The following is a 16,548-nucleotide window of genomic DNA, read 5'->3' on the forward strand; positions in this document are numbered from 1 at the left end:
GTTGCAGATAGTTCGATTACCCCTTGCCGACGGAGAGCCGTCCACACAGGGTCGGAAGCGGTCGTCCAGAGCGGTGCGGCTTGCTGACATTCCCGTCGGCGGCCGAACGGACCTGAACAAGGCTACGCCTTGGGCTTGGCCGCGCCCTTCGTCGCCCGCTCCACCACGGCCTTGCCTGTGTCTGTCTGGGCCAGCCCCTCCAGCATCGCTCCGAGGGCCTGGCCGCCCTTCGCGCTGAACACGTCGGTGATGCTGTTCATGCCCGCGGGCACGTCGCCGCCCGTCACGATCACCTTGATGTCGGCGTCGCTCAGGGCCTGGGCCTGGGCGACGCCCACGGTCTGCCCGGCCTTGATCTGCTCCACGCGCACCAGATAGCTCTGGTAGCCGTCGTTGCCGCCGATCTCCCGGGCCAGTTCGATCTGCGTCGTGACCGGCGCCAGAAGCAGCAGCCGTTCGGCTTCGGCGCGGCTCTGACCCTGCGCCAGCAAGCCTTCGGCGTCGAGCTTCTGCTGAGCCAGGGTTCCCTGCGCGACCAGCTCCAGCCTCTGGCGTTCCGCCTCCGCGGCGATGACCTGCTGTTGGCGCTGTCCCTCGGCCCGGATGATGGTGACCTCGCGCTCCTGCGCGGCCTGGACTTCCGCGACCCCCTTGGCGATGTCGGCGGCGCGCGTATCGGCGACCAGCTTCACATCCATCTCACGTTCGGTGGTGTCCTTCTGGGCGACCAGAACTTCCTGCTCGGCGACCTGTTTGGCGATGCCGACCTGCTTTTCCTGCTCGGCCGTCCGCATGCCGACCTGTTGCAGGGCGTCCTGCTTGTTCACCTCGACGATGCGTTCGGCCTCGATTTCCTTGGTCCGGGCCATCTGGCTGTTCATCGCCACGGCCTCGCGGCTCTCGCGATCAATGCGGGATTTCTCCTTCGCCATGATGTTGGCTATGACCTGCGAATTGGCGCTGTCGCGGATGTCCATGAACTCGATGTTCTTGACCGTCTCGACGCCCCACGCCTGAAGCTGGTTGTCCACCTGGGCGGTGAAGGCCTCGGCCAGGGTGGATCGGGCTTCGAGGATGTCCTCGAGCTTGTGGGTGGCGAGCACGTTCCGGACCGCGCCCTGGAGGATGCCGGACAGCTGGTGTTGCAGCTCGTCGAAATTGGCGACCTTTTCCGCCGCCGTGTCCGACTTGGCGATCCGCATGAACGCCTGTACGTCCACGCGGAACGGGAGGCGCCCGGTGTCGTAGGCCTCGTAGTCCTTCAGGTTCACGTCAAAGATGGAGACCGGGAATTTGGTCACCAGCACGCCGATTCGGGGCAGGAAGGCTGGCCACTCGTAATAGACGTTTCCGGCTTCCTGGCTGGCGCCGTAGCTGACGCGGGATCGTCCGCGCTGCACGATGTGAACCTCGTTGGTCGGGACTACCCGGCGCAGAACCAGCGCAATCAGGAATCCAATGGCGAAGACGCCGAGCGCGACGCCGCCGGCAACGAAATACATGGTCATGAGGATCCCCGATATTCGCCGGACTATGTCCATAAAGTCCGGGCGCCGCAACTACTGCGGGAGGCTGCGCGCGCGCCGGCTCGGCGGCTGGCGGCGGCGGCTGGCGCCCCGGGCGGACATCGCGAATGGCCGGGCGGGGTCGGGAGCGGACTGTCACCTGAGGGTGGAAAGCGGAACTCGACCATGCACAATGGGGAATGGCGCGTTTGACCCGAAATCGCAGTGGAGTGCCGTCGGAGGCAAACCTGTCCGAGTTGTCCGACGCCGAGCTTGAGAACGAAGCTGCGCGCGTGGCTGGCCGGTTGGCGACACCTCTCTCACCGCTTCTCTCAAAGCTGTTTCTGAAGAAGCGTGACGCAGTCCAAGCCGAACAGGCGCGGCGCGCGGACTAGGGTCGGCTTTGGGTCGGAAGCGGACACGGCTTTCGGGGCCAGACGCCGACCTTCGGATGTCTGTGCGCTCGATGCGCATTGAACCGGTTTCGCGGTGGTGGCTTGCTCCGCCTCAGGCGCGTCACAGGGGGCCAGGCCGCAGGCGGACATGAAGACTCTCGCCCCCTCCGACCCGCCACTTTCGTCCCCGAAACCCGCTACTCTCGCCCCTTCGCCTCAAGGCGAAGCCGCGGCCTTCCCACCCCTGCGTCCGTTTCTGACGCGTGGCCGTGCATACTGACCAGATGCCCGCCGGGCCTGGTCCTTGACAATACTGAACCCTCCGCCGCCGCCGTCCAGGCGCCGGCTTTCGCAAGACGCCCACGGCCTCCGGCCCGGGCGGCGGGCCTTCACAATTTTTCGGGACCGACCCGCTACTTTGGAGACATCTCCGGCCCGTCCAGCACCGTGTAGGTGATGGGCGTCCGAACCGAAAACCCGAGCGTCTGGTAGAGGGCGATCGTCGCCGCGTGCGTCGCGACAACGTGCAGGAAGGCTTGTTCGCCGCGCTCCAGGATCCGCTGCGTCGCCACCCGCATCAGGGCGCCGGCGTAGCCGTGGCCGCGGTGGTCGGGATGGGTGCAGACGCCCGACACCTCGGTGAACCCGGCGGGGCGCATCCGCTCCCCGGCCATGGCGATCAGCCGGCCGTCCCGCTTCACGCCGATGAAGTCGCCGAGTTGGTGGGTCTTTTCGAAGAAGGGACCCGGCGCCGTCAGGGTCGCCAGCGCCAGCATGTCGGCGGCGTCGGCCTCGCCCAGCGGTTCGAAGGCGATGTCCCGTCCGCCCGCCGTCAGGGCCGAGGCCGTCATCTGCACGCAGGGAGTCCTGGACCGGACCCGGGCCGCGGGCGGCGGAGGCATGGCGCCCGCCTCGACCAGCCCCATGCCGTTGGGCGATACGTTCAGAGCGGCCAGCGCCTGCTGGCTCTCCGGCGAGGCGTCAGCCGCCGCCCCGAACAGGGCGTATGCCGGATCGAACCGCAGCGCCCGCGCGTCGCCGAGCGCCAGATCGGCCTGGCGGCTGGTCAGGGTGCTCCAGACCGGACGGTCCAACGGATGGGCAGGGCTCATCGGCCCTGTCTAGCGCAAGCGGGGCCGTTCGCCAGGGGGGCGGGAGCGCGGCGTCCGGAAGCCGCCGTCAGGCGCGCCAGAAGCCGACGATCTTCTTGACCTCATCCACTACCGGATCGGCGATGGCGGCGGCGCGTTCGGCCCCGTCCTTGAGGACGCGGTCGATCTCGGCGGTGTCCGCCATCAGCCGGCGCATCTCGGCGGTCACGGGCGCCATCGAGGCGACGGCCAGATCGGCCAGCTTCGGCTTGAAGGCGCCGAAGCCCTGACCGGCGTACTCGGCCAGCACCGCCTCGCGGCTCATGTCGGCCAGGGCCGCATAGATGGTGACGAGGTTCTTCGCCTCGGCGCGGCCCTCGAGGCCTTCCAGCGTTTCGGGCAGCGGATCCGGGTCGGTGCGGGCCTTGCGGATCTTGGCCGTGATGGCGTCGGCGTCGTCGGTCAGATTGATGCGCGACTGATCCGACGGATCGGACTTGCTCATCTTGGCCGCCCCGTCGCGCAGGCTCATCACCCGGGGCGCCGGCCCCTGGGTCAGGGGCTCGGGCAGGGGGAAGAAGCCCGGCGCGTTGAAGTCGGTATTGAACTTCTGGGCGATGTCGCGCGTCAGCTCCAGATGCTGCTTCTGGTCCTCGCCGGTCGGCACCTCGGTGGCCTTGTACAGCAGGATGTCGGCGGCCTGCAGCACAGGATAGGTGTAGAGGCCGACGGACGAGCGCTCCTTGTGCTTGCCCGACTTCTCCTTGAACTGGGTCATGCGGTCCAGCCAGCCGAGGCGGGCGACGCAGTTCAGGATCCAGGCCAGCTCGGAATGCGCCCGCACCGCCGACTGCGGCCAGATGATCGACCGCGCCGGATCGAGGCCGGACGCCAGATAGGCGGCGGCGATCTCGCGCGTCTGGGCGGTCAGCTTTTCCGGGTCCTGCCACACGGTGATGGCGTGCAGATCGGCGACGAACAGGAAACAGGGCGCGCCCGTATCCTGCAGCTGGGTGAACCGCTTCAGGGCGCCCAGATAGTTGCCCAGATGCAGGGCTCCGGAGGCCTGGATGCCGCTAAGGACGCGGCGGGGGCCCTGATAGGCGGGAGCGGCGGCGGGGGAGGCGTCGGTCATCAATCCAGTCCGGTCGGCGTTGCGGCGCCGGGTTCACGCTTCAGCGTCGCCTTGAGTTCCGAGACGCTGACGGCGCGGAAAAGCACGAGGCAGGCGCCATAGACAAGGGCGCCGGCGCCGCACACGACCAGAACCGCGATTTCCTTGGCAAGGAGCAGGCGGCTCAGAGCATCGTAGTTGACGCCCGCCAGCACCAGCAGGGCGGCCATGACGGCGCTGGCGGCCAGCACGCGAAACAGGCGCGACAGGAACCGCGGCGAGGGCCGCCAGGCGTCCTCCCGGATCAGGGTCCCGGCCAGCAGGGACACGTTGATCCAGGCCGACAGGCTGGTGGCGATGGCGAGGCCGAGCACGCCGTCGACGCCGATGCTGGACAGCCAGTAGAACAGACTGGCCCCCACGACGATCGTGAAGATCACCGAGGCCACGGCGTAGATCATCGGACGCCGGGTATCCTCGCGGGCGAAGAAGGGCGGCGTCAGGACCTTGGCCAGGACGAAGGCCGGCACGCCCCAGGCGAACTGGCGCAGCACGTCGGCGGTGCGGGCCGCGTCCTGACTGGTGAAGGCGCCGCGCGTCACCGTGGCGTCGATGACGAAGAAGGGAATGACAAACAGGGCCACGGCGGCCGGGAGAGTGAATGCCATGGCCAGGGTGATGCCGTCGTCCAGCGTGCGGCGCCCTCCTTCGTGGTCACCGGAAACGAAGGCCCTTGTCAGGCGCGGAACCAGCGCCAGGCCGATGGCCACGCCGATCAGGCCCAACGGCAGCTGGTACAGCCGGTCCGCGTTGTAGATGACCGACCGGGCGCCCTCATCGGAGCCGGCCAGCATCTGGCTGACCAGCGAGTTGACCTGCATCGCGCCGCCCGCGAGCGCGCCGGGCACGGCGAGGGCGAGAGCTCGCTTCACATTGGGCGTCAGGCGCGGCCATGACAGACGCAAGGTCACCCCGAGGCGCCGCACGCCCCACCACAGCAGCGCGGCCTGCAGGAAGCCCGAGATGGTCACGGCGCCGGTGACCCACAGCAGTACGGCCGGCTGGCTGGCGGGCACGACATAGGCGGCCAGCAGCGGCGTCAGGGTGCAAAGGTTGAGGAAGACCGGCACGGCCGCCGAGAGGGCGAACTTGCCGGCCGTATTCAGCACGCCTGACAGCAGCGAGGCCACCGTCATGCAGGCCAGATAGGGCATGGCGAGCTGGGTGGCGGTGACGGCGACCGACATGACGCCGGCCTGATCGCGATAGGCCGACAGAAGCCAAGGCATGATCCATGGCATCAGCACCTGCAACAGGATGCAGAAGCCCGAGACTACCGCCAGCATGAAGGACATGGCCTCGGACGCCGTGACCGCCGCGGCCTCCTCGCCTTCGCGGGCCCGGACGCCGCCGTAGACAGGCACGAAGGCCTGGGCGAAGGCGCCCTCGGCGAACAGGCGGCGGAACATGTTGGGCAGCATCAACGCCGTGGTGAAGGCGTCCATCATCGGTCCCTGCCCGAACCGGGCCGCCAGAGCCATGTCCCGGGCGAAACCAAGGATGCGGCTGCCCAGGGTCAGGGTTGCTTGCACCAGGGTGTTGCGGGCGAGGCTCATGAAATGCTCGGAATTCGGGACTGGATCAGCGCTTAGCGTGGTTCCGGCGTCCGCGATACCGGCTCTTGCGCCGACCGGCGGCGGCCGACTTCGGAGACGTCCCGCAGGCTGGCCCGAACCGGGGCCGAGACGCGATGTCCGGCGCGCTCGGTGAAGTCGAGCACGGTTTCCAGATCGGCGCGCAGGGCGTCCAGCGTCGGGCCGGACTGCGGCTTCCGGCCCGACGCGTCGGTGACGTAGAAGCTGTCGACCGCACGCTCGCCGAAGCCGGCGATATGGGCCGAGCGGATCGACAGGCGGTGGATGGCCAAGGCCCGGGCCAGATCGGCCAGCAGGCCCGGGCGGTCGGCGCCGGACACCTCGACCACGGCGGCTGTCGGACTTTCGTCCAGATCGACCATGGCGGTGGGACGCACGTCGAAGGCGGCGCGGCGAGGGTTGTGTGGAACGGTGGGGGCTGGCGCTGTCGGGACGCCGCCGCGCGCGGCGGTTTCCAGTCCCTCGATCAGACGCGTCAGGCGGCGCGGCTCGGACTGGCCGTAGGGGGCGCCGCCGCCGTCCTGGAGTTCGAACACGTCCAGGGCTGTGCCATCCGGAGCTGTGGCGACCCGGGCGCCGACGACATCGGCCCCGGCGGCGGCGAGGGCGTCGGCCAGGTCAACGAACAGGCCCGGCCGGTCGCGGGCGGCGACGGCCACGCGGGTGGCGGCGCGGTCGTCCTCGTCGCTGCCCGCGACGGTCACGGCTTCGGCGGCGGCGCCGCTGGCGCGGGCGCGGGCGACCAGGGCCGGATAGTCGTCCAGCGGATCGGCGTGGGTCATGTCCTCGCCGCGGAACACGCCCTCGGTGCGCTGGTACAGGTCGCGGATGAGGTTGCCCTTCCACGCATTCCAGACGCCCGGTCCGACGGCGCGGATGTCGGCCACGGTCAGGATCAGCAGGGTCCGCAGCCGCTCGGGGTCGCCGACCAGCTTCGTGAATGCGCGCACGGTGGCCGGATCCGAGACGTCGCGCTTCTGGGCGTAGTCGCTGAGAGCCAGGTGATTGCGCACCAGCCAGACCACGAACTCGGTGCGGCGCGGGTCGAGGCCCAGCCGGTCGCAGGCCCGCCGCGCGGCGATGGCCCCGTCCTCCAGCTGACCCCGGTCCCCGCCCTTGCCGACGTCATGCAGCAGCATGGCCAGCATCAGGGCCTCGAAGTCGTCGATGCGGTGGACGATCTCGGTCGAGGCCGGATGATCGGCCTTCAGCTTGCCGCGCCAGATGTCGTTGATGATGCCGATGGCCTGCAGCGTGTGCTCGTCGACCGTATAGGCGTGGTACATGTTGAACTGGGTCTGGCCGACGATCCGCCCCCATTCGGGCAGGAACCGGCCCAGCAGGCCCGTCTCGTTCATCAGGGTCAGGACCCGGTAGGGCCGCTGGCCGTGGGCCAGGATGTCGAGGAAGGCGCGGGTCGCCTCGGGGTCGCGGCGCAGCGACGGGGTCACCAGCGACAGCGACCGGCTGACGGCCGAAAAGGCGTCGGGGTGCAGGTCGAGGTCATGCTGGTCGGCGCAGCGGAACAGCATCAGCAGCTTCTCGGGCGCGGCGACGAAGACCTCGGGACCGATGACGGACAGGCGACCGGCGTCCTCGACGAAGCCCTCAACGCCCAGCCTCCGTTTGCGGCCCGGGATCAGGCGCGAAAGGCTCATGGTCGGCTTCTGCTGGCGCGCCTCCAGCTTGGCCGACATGGCGCGGGTCAGGGCGCCGACGTCGCGGGCGATGAGAAAGTAACGGCGCATGAAACGCTCGACCGCTGGCTCGTCGCCGCGTCCACGCCAGCCCATGCGGCGGGCGACCTCGGGCTGAAGATCGAAGGTCAGCTTCTCCTCGGCCCGGCCGGCCGTGAGGTGCAGATGCGTCCGGGTGCGCCACAGGAAGTCGAAGGCCTCTTCGAACGTCCGGCGTTCGCGGGCGGTCAACAGGTCGTCCAGCACCCGGGCGCCGAGCGGGCTTTCCGGAGCCAGCGAGCGGGCGATCCAGAACAGGGTGTTGAGGTCCCGGAGCCCGCCCTTGCCGTCCTTGACGTTGGGCTCGACGCGATAGCGGACGGCGCCTGATTTCTGGTGGCGCAGGTCGCGCTCGGTCAGTTTGGCGGCGATGAAGGATCGGGGGTCGGCCTTGACCACCATGGCGCGGAAACGGGCGATAAAATCACCGGCCAGCCGGTCATCGCCGGCCAGGGGCCGCGCCTCCAGCAGGGTGGTGCGGATCACCATGTCGGATCTGGCCAACGCCAGGCATTCATCGACCGAGCGCGCCGACTGGCCGACCTTCACACCCAGATCCCACAGGACGTAGAGCATGAACTCGATCACCTGTTCTGTGCGCGGGATCGACTTCCACGGGCGCAGGAAAAGCAGGTCGAGGTCAGAGAAGGGCGCCAGCACGCCCCGGCCGTAGCCGCCCACCGCGATCAGGCTGAGCCGCTCGGCCTCGGTCGGGTTGTGGGCGGGATAGAGGGTTTCGGTGGTGAATCGCCACAGGGCGGTCAGCAGGTCGTCGGCGGCGGCGGAATAGAGCCGGGCCACCTCGACGCCCTCGCCGCCGGCGTCGAGGCGGCGGGCGGCGCGGGCGCGCGCGGCGTCGTAACTTTCGCGCAGGATGCCGGCGACCGCCTTGCGCACATCGGGGGCGGACGCGGCCTCGATCAGCCGGTCGTCGAGGGCGGCGGTCACCGGCGGCCCAGACCCTTCAGCCGGTACAGCGCCTCCAGCGCCTCGCGCGGGGACAGTTCGTCTGGCTCGATGGCGTGGAGCGCGTCCTCGACCGCGGATGATAGGGGCGGCCGGGCCGGCTCGGCGATGGCGAACAGTGGCAGGTCATCCAGACTGATGGCGGCGCTCTTCTCGCCTTCCAGCCGGTCAAGCACCTCCCGGGCGCGGGTCACGACAGCGGCGGGGACCCCGGCCAGTCTGGCGACCTGGACGCCGTAGCTGCGGTCGGCGGCGCCGGGCGCGGCCTCGTGCAGGAAGACGAGGTCCCCGTTCCATTCCTTCGCGACCATCGACAGGTTGCAGACATGGGCCAGCCGCGTCTCGAGGCCGGCCAGCTCGTGGTAGTGGGTGGCGAACAGGGTGCGGGCGCGGTTGCGATCGTGCAGGGCCTCGGCGACGGCCCAGGCGATGGCGAGGCCGTCATAGGTGGCGGTGCCGCGGCCGATCTCGTCCAGCACCACGAAGCTGCGTTCTGTGGCCTGGGTCAGGATGGCGGCGGTTTCGACCATCTCGGTCATGAAGGTGGAACGGCCCCGGGCCAGATCGTCGCCGGCGCCGACGCGGCTGAACAGCCGGTCGACGACGCCGAGCCGCATGGCGCGGGCGGGCACGAAGGCTCCAGCCTGGGCCAGCACGACCAGAAGCGCGTTCTGGCGCAGGAAGGTCGACTTGCCGGCCATGTTCGGGCCGGTGACGATCGACAGCCGGGCGCAGGCTGAGCCGGAGCCGTCGAGCCGGCAGTTGTTGGGGGTGTAGGGATCGCCCTGGGCCTTCACCGCAGCCTCGACCACCGGGTGACGGCCGGCGGTGACCTCGAAACAGGTCGTGTCATCGACCGCGGGACGGACAGCGCCGACCTCCTCGGCCCATTCCGCGAGGGCGGCGTGGGCGTCGAGTTCGGCCAAGGCCTCGGCCACCGCCTGCAGCGGCTGGGCCTGCGCCTGGACCGTGGTGCGCCAGACCTCGAAGGTCTCGCCCTCGATGGCCAGCGCGCGGTGCCCGGCCTGGCTGATCTTCGCGTCCAGCTCGGACAGTTCGACGGTGGTGAAGCGGACCTGGTTGGCCAGGGTCTGCCGGTGGATGAAGGGGCTCTCGCCCGAGGGGCGCAACAGGGGCTCGGCGGCCTTGGCCGAGGTCTCGAGGAAATAGCCGAGGACGGCGTTGTGGCGGATCTTGAACGGCACCCCGGCCTCGGACACGGCGCGGGCCTCGAGGTCGGCGACGACGCGGCGGCTGTCGTCGCGCAGGCGGCGCGCCTCTTCCAGCTCGGGGCGATAGCCGGCCGAGACGAAGCCGCCGTCGCGGGCCAGGTGCGGGGGCTCGGCGACCAGACCCTCGGCCAGATCCACCAGCAGGCGGCCCAGTCCCGGCGACAGGGTCAGCCTGTCCAGCGCGGCGACGATGCGGGCTGGCGGTTCGGTCAGCGGATCGCGGGCGGGCGGGAACAGGCCGGAGATGCCTTCGGCGATCGACAGGCCCGTGCGGATGGCGGCGAGGTCGCGCGGCCCACCGCGGCCCAGCACGAGGCGGGAGGTGGCGCGGGCGATGTCGGACGAGGCGCGCAGGCCCTCGCGCAGGTCGCGGCGCAGGTCGCGGCGTTCCAGCAGCCATTCGACGGCGTCGAGTGCGTGATTGATGGCCGTGGTGTCGCGCAGCGGCCGGGCGATGCGCTCGGCCAGCGCTCGCGCCCCGCCCGAGGTGACGGTGCGGTCGATGCAGGCCAGCAGCGAGCCTTCGCGTTCGCCGCGCTGGGTGCGGTCGATCTCGAGACTGAGCCTTGTCGCCGGGTCGATGGCGAGGAAGCCGCTGTCGCCCGAGCGGCGCGGCGGCGACAGGGCGGGGATCTTTCCGGCCTGGGTGGTCTCCAGATAGGCGGCGATCAGGCCGAGGGCCGAAACCTCGGCCTCCTCGAAGGCGCCGAAGCCGTCCAGCGAGGCGACGCCGTACAGCCGCTCGACCCGCACCCGCGCGCCCACCGGTTCGGCCAGAGCCTGGGGCAGGGCCTGAACCACGCCGCCCGAGCCGTCTAGCGCGGCTTTCGTCGCCTCGTCCGAGAACAGGCGGTCGGGCACCAGAACTTCGGACGGCCGGAACGAGGCCAGGGTCGCGCCGAGGTCTTCCAGCGAACAGGCCACAGCGTCGACCGAGCCGGCCGACAGTTCGACCACGGCGACAGCGGCGCGCCCCTTGCGCACCGAGACGGCGGCCAGACGGTTGGCGCCCCGCGCGTCCAGCAGGCTGTCCTCGGTCAGGGTCCCGGGGGTGACGACGCGGACGATGTCGCGATGGACCACGGCCTTGGAACCGCGCTTGCGCGCCTCGGACGGCGCTTCCAGCTGTTCGCAGATGGCGGCCTTGAACCCTTGCCGGATCAGCCGGGCCAGATAGCCGTCCAGCGCATGGACCGGCACCCCGGCCATGGGGATGTCCTGACCCTGGTGCTTGCCGCGTTTGGTCAGGGTGATGCCCAGGGCGGCGGAGGCGATCTCGGCGTCCCTGAAAAACAGCTCGTAGAAATCGCCCATGCGGAAAAACACGATGGCGTCTGGCTGGCTGGCCTTGGCCGCCAGGAATTGCGCCATGACGGGCGTCGTCCCCTCGCTGGACGGGACGGCGTCGGCTGTCGGGAAGGGGGCGAGGGGGGCGTTCATTGGAGCGCCGCAAGGTGAAGGATTGCGGCCTGCGCCTCAAGCGTCTTGCGCAAGCTGTGCCGCACTGCGACAAGCCCGGCAGGCGGTTAAGGGAACGCGGTGAGATACCGCGGCTGTGCCCGCAACTGTAGGCGGCGAGGCCGTCGCTCGTTCCGGACGTTCGCGTCCGGCGCCACTGGGCAACCGGGAAGGCGAGGGCGGCGACTGTTGACCCGCAAGCCAGGAGACCTGGCCGCCGCGTCGCTCGTCCGCTGTCCGGGATCAGACAGAGGCGTGGGGCCAACCCTTCCCTGCGGGGAAGCCGTTCCGTCGAAGCGACCCGACCCAAGCGCCGCGCCCCCTTCGGGGCCGGGTCGGTCGCTTTCACTCGCCGCCGCGCAGCGCCAGCGCGGGGCCGACGGAGATCCGCGCATGACGCGATCCATCCTCTACGCCACGGCCGCCGCCGTGCTGTTTCCCCTGTCCGCTTACGCCCAGCAGGCGGACGATCCCGATGCGCCCCTGCCTGAGGTCGTCGTCACCGCTACCCGACTGCCGGCCATCGTCGCCGACACGCCGGGCGCGCGGGTCATAGACCGCGCAACGATCGAGCAGCGCGGGGCGGTGTTCGCCGCGGATATCCTGCATGACCTGCCCGGTCTGTCGGTGGTGCGGTCCGGCGCCTTCGGCGGCGTGGCCCAGGTGCGGATGCGGGGCGCGACGCCGGGCAAGACCCTGGTGCTGGTCGACGGCGTGCCGGTCAATGATCCGGCCGAGGTCAACGGGGCCTTCGATTTTTCGGGACTGGAGCTGTCGGACATCGAACGCATCGAGGTGCTGTCGGGCCCGCAGTCGTCGCTGTGGGGGTCGGACGCCATCGGCGGGGTCATCGCCTTCACGACCCGGGACCTGGACGGCCTCGGCGCCGATCTGGAGGCTGGTTCGTTCGGGACCGTTCGCGGCCGGCTGGCGGCGGGCGTCTCGACCGAACGGTACGGGCTCGGCGCCTGGGTCTCGCATTTCGATACGGGCGGCATCTCCGCCGCCGACGAGGCGGACGGCAATCCCGAGGCCGACGGCTTCACCTCGACCACGGCCGGCGCGCGGGGTCGTTACGTCTTCACGCCCGGCGTGGCCGTGGACGGCTCGGTGCGATGGACCGACAGCGATGTCGATCTGGACGGCTATCCCGCGCCCGCCTACGCCCTGGCCGACACTCTGGACACGCAGTCCAGCGAGCAATGGTCCGGGTTCGGGCGGCTGCGCCTGAACGCGCTGGGGGTGGCGCATCAGTTCAGCGTCTCGGCGTCGGATATCGCCCGGGAGACGGTGTCGTCCTTCCCTTCGGTGTTCGAGGCCGACCGGCAGGTCTTCCGCTGGCAGGCCGACGGTTCGGCGGCGGGCGTCGACTTCGTCATCGGGGCCGAGCGCGAGGACACCGAGGGCAGCCTGTCCAGCGGCCTGACCGAGGACCTGGGGACGTCCTCCGCCTTCGCCACCGCGCGGATCGATCCGATCGAGCGGCTGAGCCTGACCGGAGCCCTGCGGTTCGACGATACGGACGATTTTGGTTCGAAGGGGACCGGCCGCGTGTCCGGCGCCTTCGAGGCCGGGGCGGGTTTCGTTCTGTCGGCGGCGTACGGAACGGGATTCAAGGCGCCGTCGATCAGCCAGGCGGTGTGCGATTTCTGCTTCTCGTCACAGCCCTTCCCGGTTCTGCGGCCCGAGACGGCCGAGGGTTATGAGGGGGCGATCGGCTGGGGGTCGGCGGACGGCCGTATCGCGGGGCGGCTGACCGTCTATCGGCTGAACGTCGAGGACCAGATCACCTATGTCTTCGACCCCGTCACCTTCGACAGTTTCTACGTCAATGTGGCCGAGACGGCGACGGACGGGGTGGAGCTGGAAGGCCGGGCGCGGCTGGGCGGCGGGTTCGATCTGAGCCTGGCTTATGCGTGGACCGACGCGCGGGACGAGACGACCGGCGCGCGGCTGCTGCGCGTGCCGGAACAGTCGGGATCGGCCACCCTGGGCTGGACCGGCGAACGGTTGTCGGGCGCCCTGACCTTGCGGGCGGAGGGCGATCAGGACGATGCCGGCGGTGTCCGCGAGGCCTTCGTCACGGCCAATCTGAACGGGTCGTATGCGCTGACCGACACGGTCACGCTGACGGCGCGGATCGAGAATCTGGCGGACGAGCGTTATCAGCAGGTGTTCGGATACGGCGAGACGGGACGGTCCGGCTATGTCGGGATCAGGCTGCGCTACTGATCCGGCCAAGTCCTCGAGGATTGGGGCCGGCGGCGGTCGCCGTCGCCGGCTCCAGCTGCATCGAGGCCCAGTCCAGGGCGGGGGTGGGGGCGTGGGCGGCGGCGACGACCGCGCGCAGCTCGGCGGCCGAGGCGACGCTGGCGACCACGGCCGTCACTTCGGGCAGGCCCAGGGCATAGGCCAGGGTCGCCTGCATCGGATCGACGCGCGCCTCGGCCAGGCGGCGGCGGATGCGCGACAGGGTCGGGCCGTGGCGGTGCATTTCGACCGGCAGAGCCTCGCTGTTCATGAACAGCAGGCCGTCGGCGAAGATCGAGGAGGCGTGGACGGTCACGTCCAGCGCGGCCAGTTCGGACAGGACGCCGGTCCGTTGGGCCCGCTGATCCAGGAGGTTGCATTTCAGCTGGACGACATCGGGCTGGAAGCGGCGGGCCAGCAGGGCCGGGCCGTCCTCGACCGAGGCGCAGAAGCCGATGCGGCGGTACAGGCCGCGGTCCTTGAGGGCCAGCAGCTTGTCCCACAGGGCGCGGCCCTCGGTTCCGGCCAGGTCGGAGGCGCTGGAGACCAGCAGGGCGTCGCCGCGCGGCAGGCCGAGCCGTTCGAGCGAGCGGCGCGCGCGGGCCTCGACCCGGTCGACGCCGTCGCTGACGGGCACGGTGCGGACCGAGACCTGGAAGGGCGAAGGGAAGGGCCAGGACTGGCCCAACCAGCGCTCGCCGTCGCCGTCGGGGCGGGTGGCGACGCGGGTGACACCGGAATCGGCGGCGGTCTGGAGCAGGAAGCGCAGGGATTCCTCGCGCGCGCCGGCGGGCGCGGGAATGGCGCGATCCGGCGCGTGCACGACGGCCAGAGCGAGTTTGTCGACCGGAATCGGGGCGCGGTTCGGGATCACAACGGGACTGTGACGGCGAATGTTTAAGGCGCCCCTTCCAAGACCTTGCCCGAACCTTACCTCGCGAACGCCGGTTTCAATCCACAGGCGGGGACAGGGCCGCCAGAACGCCCTTGCCGTAACGGTCCAGCTTGGTCTGGCCGACGCCCGAGATATGGCCGAGCGTCTCAAGATTTCCGGGCTCGGCGAGGGCGATTTCCAGCAGGGTCTTGTCCTGGAAAATCACATAGGGCGGGACGCGCTGTTCTGCGGCGCGGTCGCGGCGCCAGGCGCGCAGGGTCTCGAAGCGGGCGCGGACGTCGGCATCCATGGTTTCGAGCGCGGCGTTGCGACCGGTGCGGACGCGCTCTTTCGAGCCGACGACGCGGGCGGGGGTCAGGCGGACCTCGACGGTCCGTTCGCCGCGGTAGACGGCGCGGACAGCCTCGGGGTCGCCGATGCGGACCAGGGGCTTGCCGTCGTTGGGGTCCTCGACCAGCAGGCCCTCGAACATCAGATGGTCGACCACGTCGCGCCAGGTGTGCAGGGCCACGTCGGCGCCGATGCCCCAGGTCGAGAGGGTGGTCTCCCACGGCTGGACCTCCTTCGTCTTGCCCAGCAGGTGGTCGATGACGCGGGTCTTGCCGAAGCGTTCGCCGAGGCGCTGGACGGCGGCGAGGGCCTTCTGGGCCGGGACGGTGGCGTCGAAGACGGCGGGCGGGTCGAGGCAGATGTCGCAGACGCCGCAAGCCTGGGCGGCCGCCTCGCCGAAATAGCGGCGCACCGTCTGCGGGCGGCAGGTGGCGCCGTCCAGCATGGCGAACAGCTGGCGGGCCTTGCGCACCTGCACCGCCTTGACCTCTTCGGCCATGGGGCGGCCCTCGAGCCGTTTCAGGGTCCAGGCGATGTCGGAAGGGCCGTAGAGGGTGATTCCCTCGGCGGGTTCGCCGTCGCGCCCGGCGCGGCCGATTTCCTGCCAGTAGGCCTCCAGCGAGCCGGGCGGATCGGCGTGGATGACGAAGCGGACGTCGGCCTTGTCGACCCCCATGCCGAAGGCGATGGTCGCGACCATGACGGCGCCGTCCTCGGCCAGGAAGCGCTCGAGCCGGCGGTCGCGGTCGCGGGCGTCCATTCCGGCGTGATAGGCGATGGCGTTGGTCCCGGCGGACTTCAGGGCGTCGGCCACCCGCTCGCAGCCGTCGCGCGAGCCGCAGTAGACAACGCCGGACTTGCCGCGCCGCTGGCGCACCAGATCGATGACGGCGGCGTCGGTCTTCGCGCGCGAGGCGTTCTCCTTGCGCACGGCCGAGAGCTGCAGATTGGGGCGGGCGAAGCTGTCGACGAGGACTTTCGCCCCCTCCAGCCGCAGCGAGCGGACGATGTCTTCGCGGGTGCGGGCGTCGGCGGTGGCGGTGACGGCGATGCGCGGCACGCCGGGGAACAGTTCGGCGAGGCGGCCGAGGGTGCGGTAGTCGGGGCGGAAGTCGTGGCCCCATTGCGAAACGCAGTGGGCCTCGTCGATGGCGATGAGACTGAGCGGCAGGTCGTGCAGCCGGTCGATCAGGTGGGGCTGGGCCAGTCCCTCGGGTGAGACATAGAGCAGGTCCAGCTCGCCGGCGCGGGCCTGACGCCAGATGGCCGAGCGGTCGTCCATGGAGACGCCGGAATCGAGCCGGGCGGCGGCCACGCCCTGCTGTTTCAGCGCCTCGACCTGATCGGTCATCAGGGCGATCAGGGGCGAGACGACCAGGCCGAGGCCGGGCCGCAGCATGGCCGGGATCTGGTAGCAGACCGACTTGCCGCCGCCGGTCGGCAGCACGGCCAGCACGTCGCGCCCGGCGAGGATTTCGGCGACCACGTCAGCCTGAAGGCCGCGGAAGTCGCCATGGCCCCAGACCCGCTCCAGCGTCGCGCGGGCGTCGGCGAGCGTCGGCGCGGCGATTGACGTTAAGGTTGTATCCGCGAGCATGGTGCGCTTGTGCCTCATTTGTTCTCGTTTGTCAGCGAGGAATTGGGCGTACGGGAACCCCGCCTGTGAAGCAGGCGGTTATGGGAGGCGTGGGCGGAGCGTCCGGGCCTTCGCCCGGATGAGAAGATTTGAATACCGTTTCGGCGAAAGACGAACGCTCCGCGCGGTCGGTTTTCGACGGGCACGGACGAAAACCCCCTCTTTGCAGGGTGGTCCGTTAAGCTCGCCACGGGCGGGGACGGCGACGACCGTCTCCCGGACCAGCGCGGGTTCTGACTACCCCGCGCCCTGAGCCGCCGGCTTTCCACCGGTTCGGCTTCCGCT

The 16,548-nt window shown here is 70.2% G+C and carries 9 protein-coding genes and 1 riboswitch; of the genes, 1 reads left to right on the forward strand and 8 read right to left on the reverse strand.

Annotated elements, in window-relative coordinates:
* Positions 1-122 precede the first annotated feature (122 nt).
* The 6 genes from PSV23_RS00725 to mutS all read right to left on the reverse strand — a co-directional run bounded on the left by PSV23_RS00725 (position 123) and on the right by mutS (position 11,134).
* The gene (locus PSV23_RS00725) at positions 123-1,502 is read right to left on the reverse strand and encodes an SPFH domain-containing protein (protein ID WP_300465594.1); all 1,380 of its coding nucleotides are present in this window, start codon (positions 1,500-1,502) and stop codon (positions 123-125) included.
* Positions 1,503-2,313: 811 nt separating this feature from the next.
* Positions 2,314-3,012 (reverse strand): GNAT family N-acetyltransferase, encoded by a 699-nt coding sequence (locus PSV23_RS00730; RefSeq protein ID WP_300465595.1) that lies wholly within the window; start codon positions 3,010-3,012, stop codon positions 2,314-2,316.
* A 67-nt stretch (positions 3,013-3,079) separates the two neighbouring features.
* Positions 3,080-4,126, reverse strand: coding sequence for a tryptophan--tRNA ligase (trpS, locus tag PSV23_RS00735; RefSeq protein ID WP_300465596.1), 1,047 nt, complete (start codon positions 4,124-4,126; stop codon positions 3,080-3,082).
* Positions 4,126-5,721, reverse strand: coding sequence for a murein biosynthesis integral membrane protein MurJ (gene murJ / locus PSV23_RS00740; RefSeq protein WP_300465597.1), 1,596 nt, complete (start codon positions 5,719-5,721; stop codon positions 4,126-4,128). The genes trpS and murJ overlap by 1 nt, the downstream gene beginning before the upstream one ends.
* A 32-nt stretch (positions 5,722-5,753) precedes the next feature.
* Positions 5,754-8,444 (reverse strand): [protein-PII] uridylyltransferase, encoded by a 2,691-nt coding sequence (gene glnD, locus PSV23_RS00745; RefSeq protein WP_300465598.1) that lies wholly within the window; start codon positions 8,442-8,444, stop codon positions 5,754-5,756.
* Positions 8,441-11,134 (reverse strand): DNA mismatch repair protein MutS, encoded by a 2,694-nt coding sequence (gene mutS, locus PSV23_RS00750; RefSeq protein WP_300465599.1) that lies wholly within the window; start codon positions 11,132-11,134, stop codon positions 8,441-8,443. Before mutS ends, glnD begins: the two co-directional genes overlap by 4 nt.
* 88 nt (positions 11,135-11,222) lie before the next feature.
* A riboswitch (cobalamin riboswitch) is annotated at positions 11,223-11,364 on the forward strand.
* A gap of 181 nt (positions 11,365-11,545) precedes the next feature.
* Between mutS and PSV23_RS00755 the strand changes: the two genes are divergently transcribed.
* Complete coding sequence (locus PSV23_RS00755) at positions 11,546-13,384, forward strand: TonB-dependent siderophore receptor (protein WP_300465600.1); 1,839 nt, start codon at positions 11,546-11,548, stop codon at positions 13,382-13,384.
* On the opposite strand, the gene PSV23_RS00760 is transcribed toward PSV23_RS00755, so the two are convergent.
* Positions 13,368-14,276 carry an aldo/keto reductase gene (locus tag PSV23_RS00760; protein ID WP_300465601.1) on the reverse strand — a complete coding sequence of 303 codons (909 nt, stop codon included), beginning with the start codon at positions 14,274-14,276 and terminating at the stop codon, positions 13,368-13,370. The two genes, PSV23_RS00755 and PSV23_RS00760, sit on opposite strands and share 17 nt — an antisense overlap.
* A gap of 76 nt (positions 14,277-14,352) precedes the next feature.
* Positions 14,353-16,224, reverse strand: a complete 1,872-nt coding sequence (gene recQ / locus PSV23_RS00765; protein ID WP_300465602.1) for a DNA helicase RecQ — start codon at positions 16,222-16,224, stop codon at positions 14,353-14,355.
* Positions 16,225-16,548 lie beyond the last annotated feature (324 nt).

The organism is Brevundimonas sp., assembly GCF_029946145.1.
Lineage (GTDB): Bacteria > Pseudomonadota > Alphaproteobacteria > Caulobacterales > Caulobacteraceae > Brevundimonas.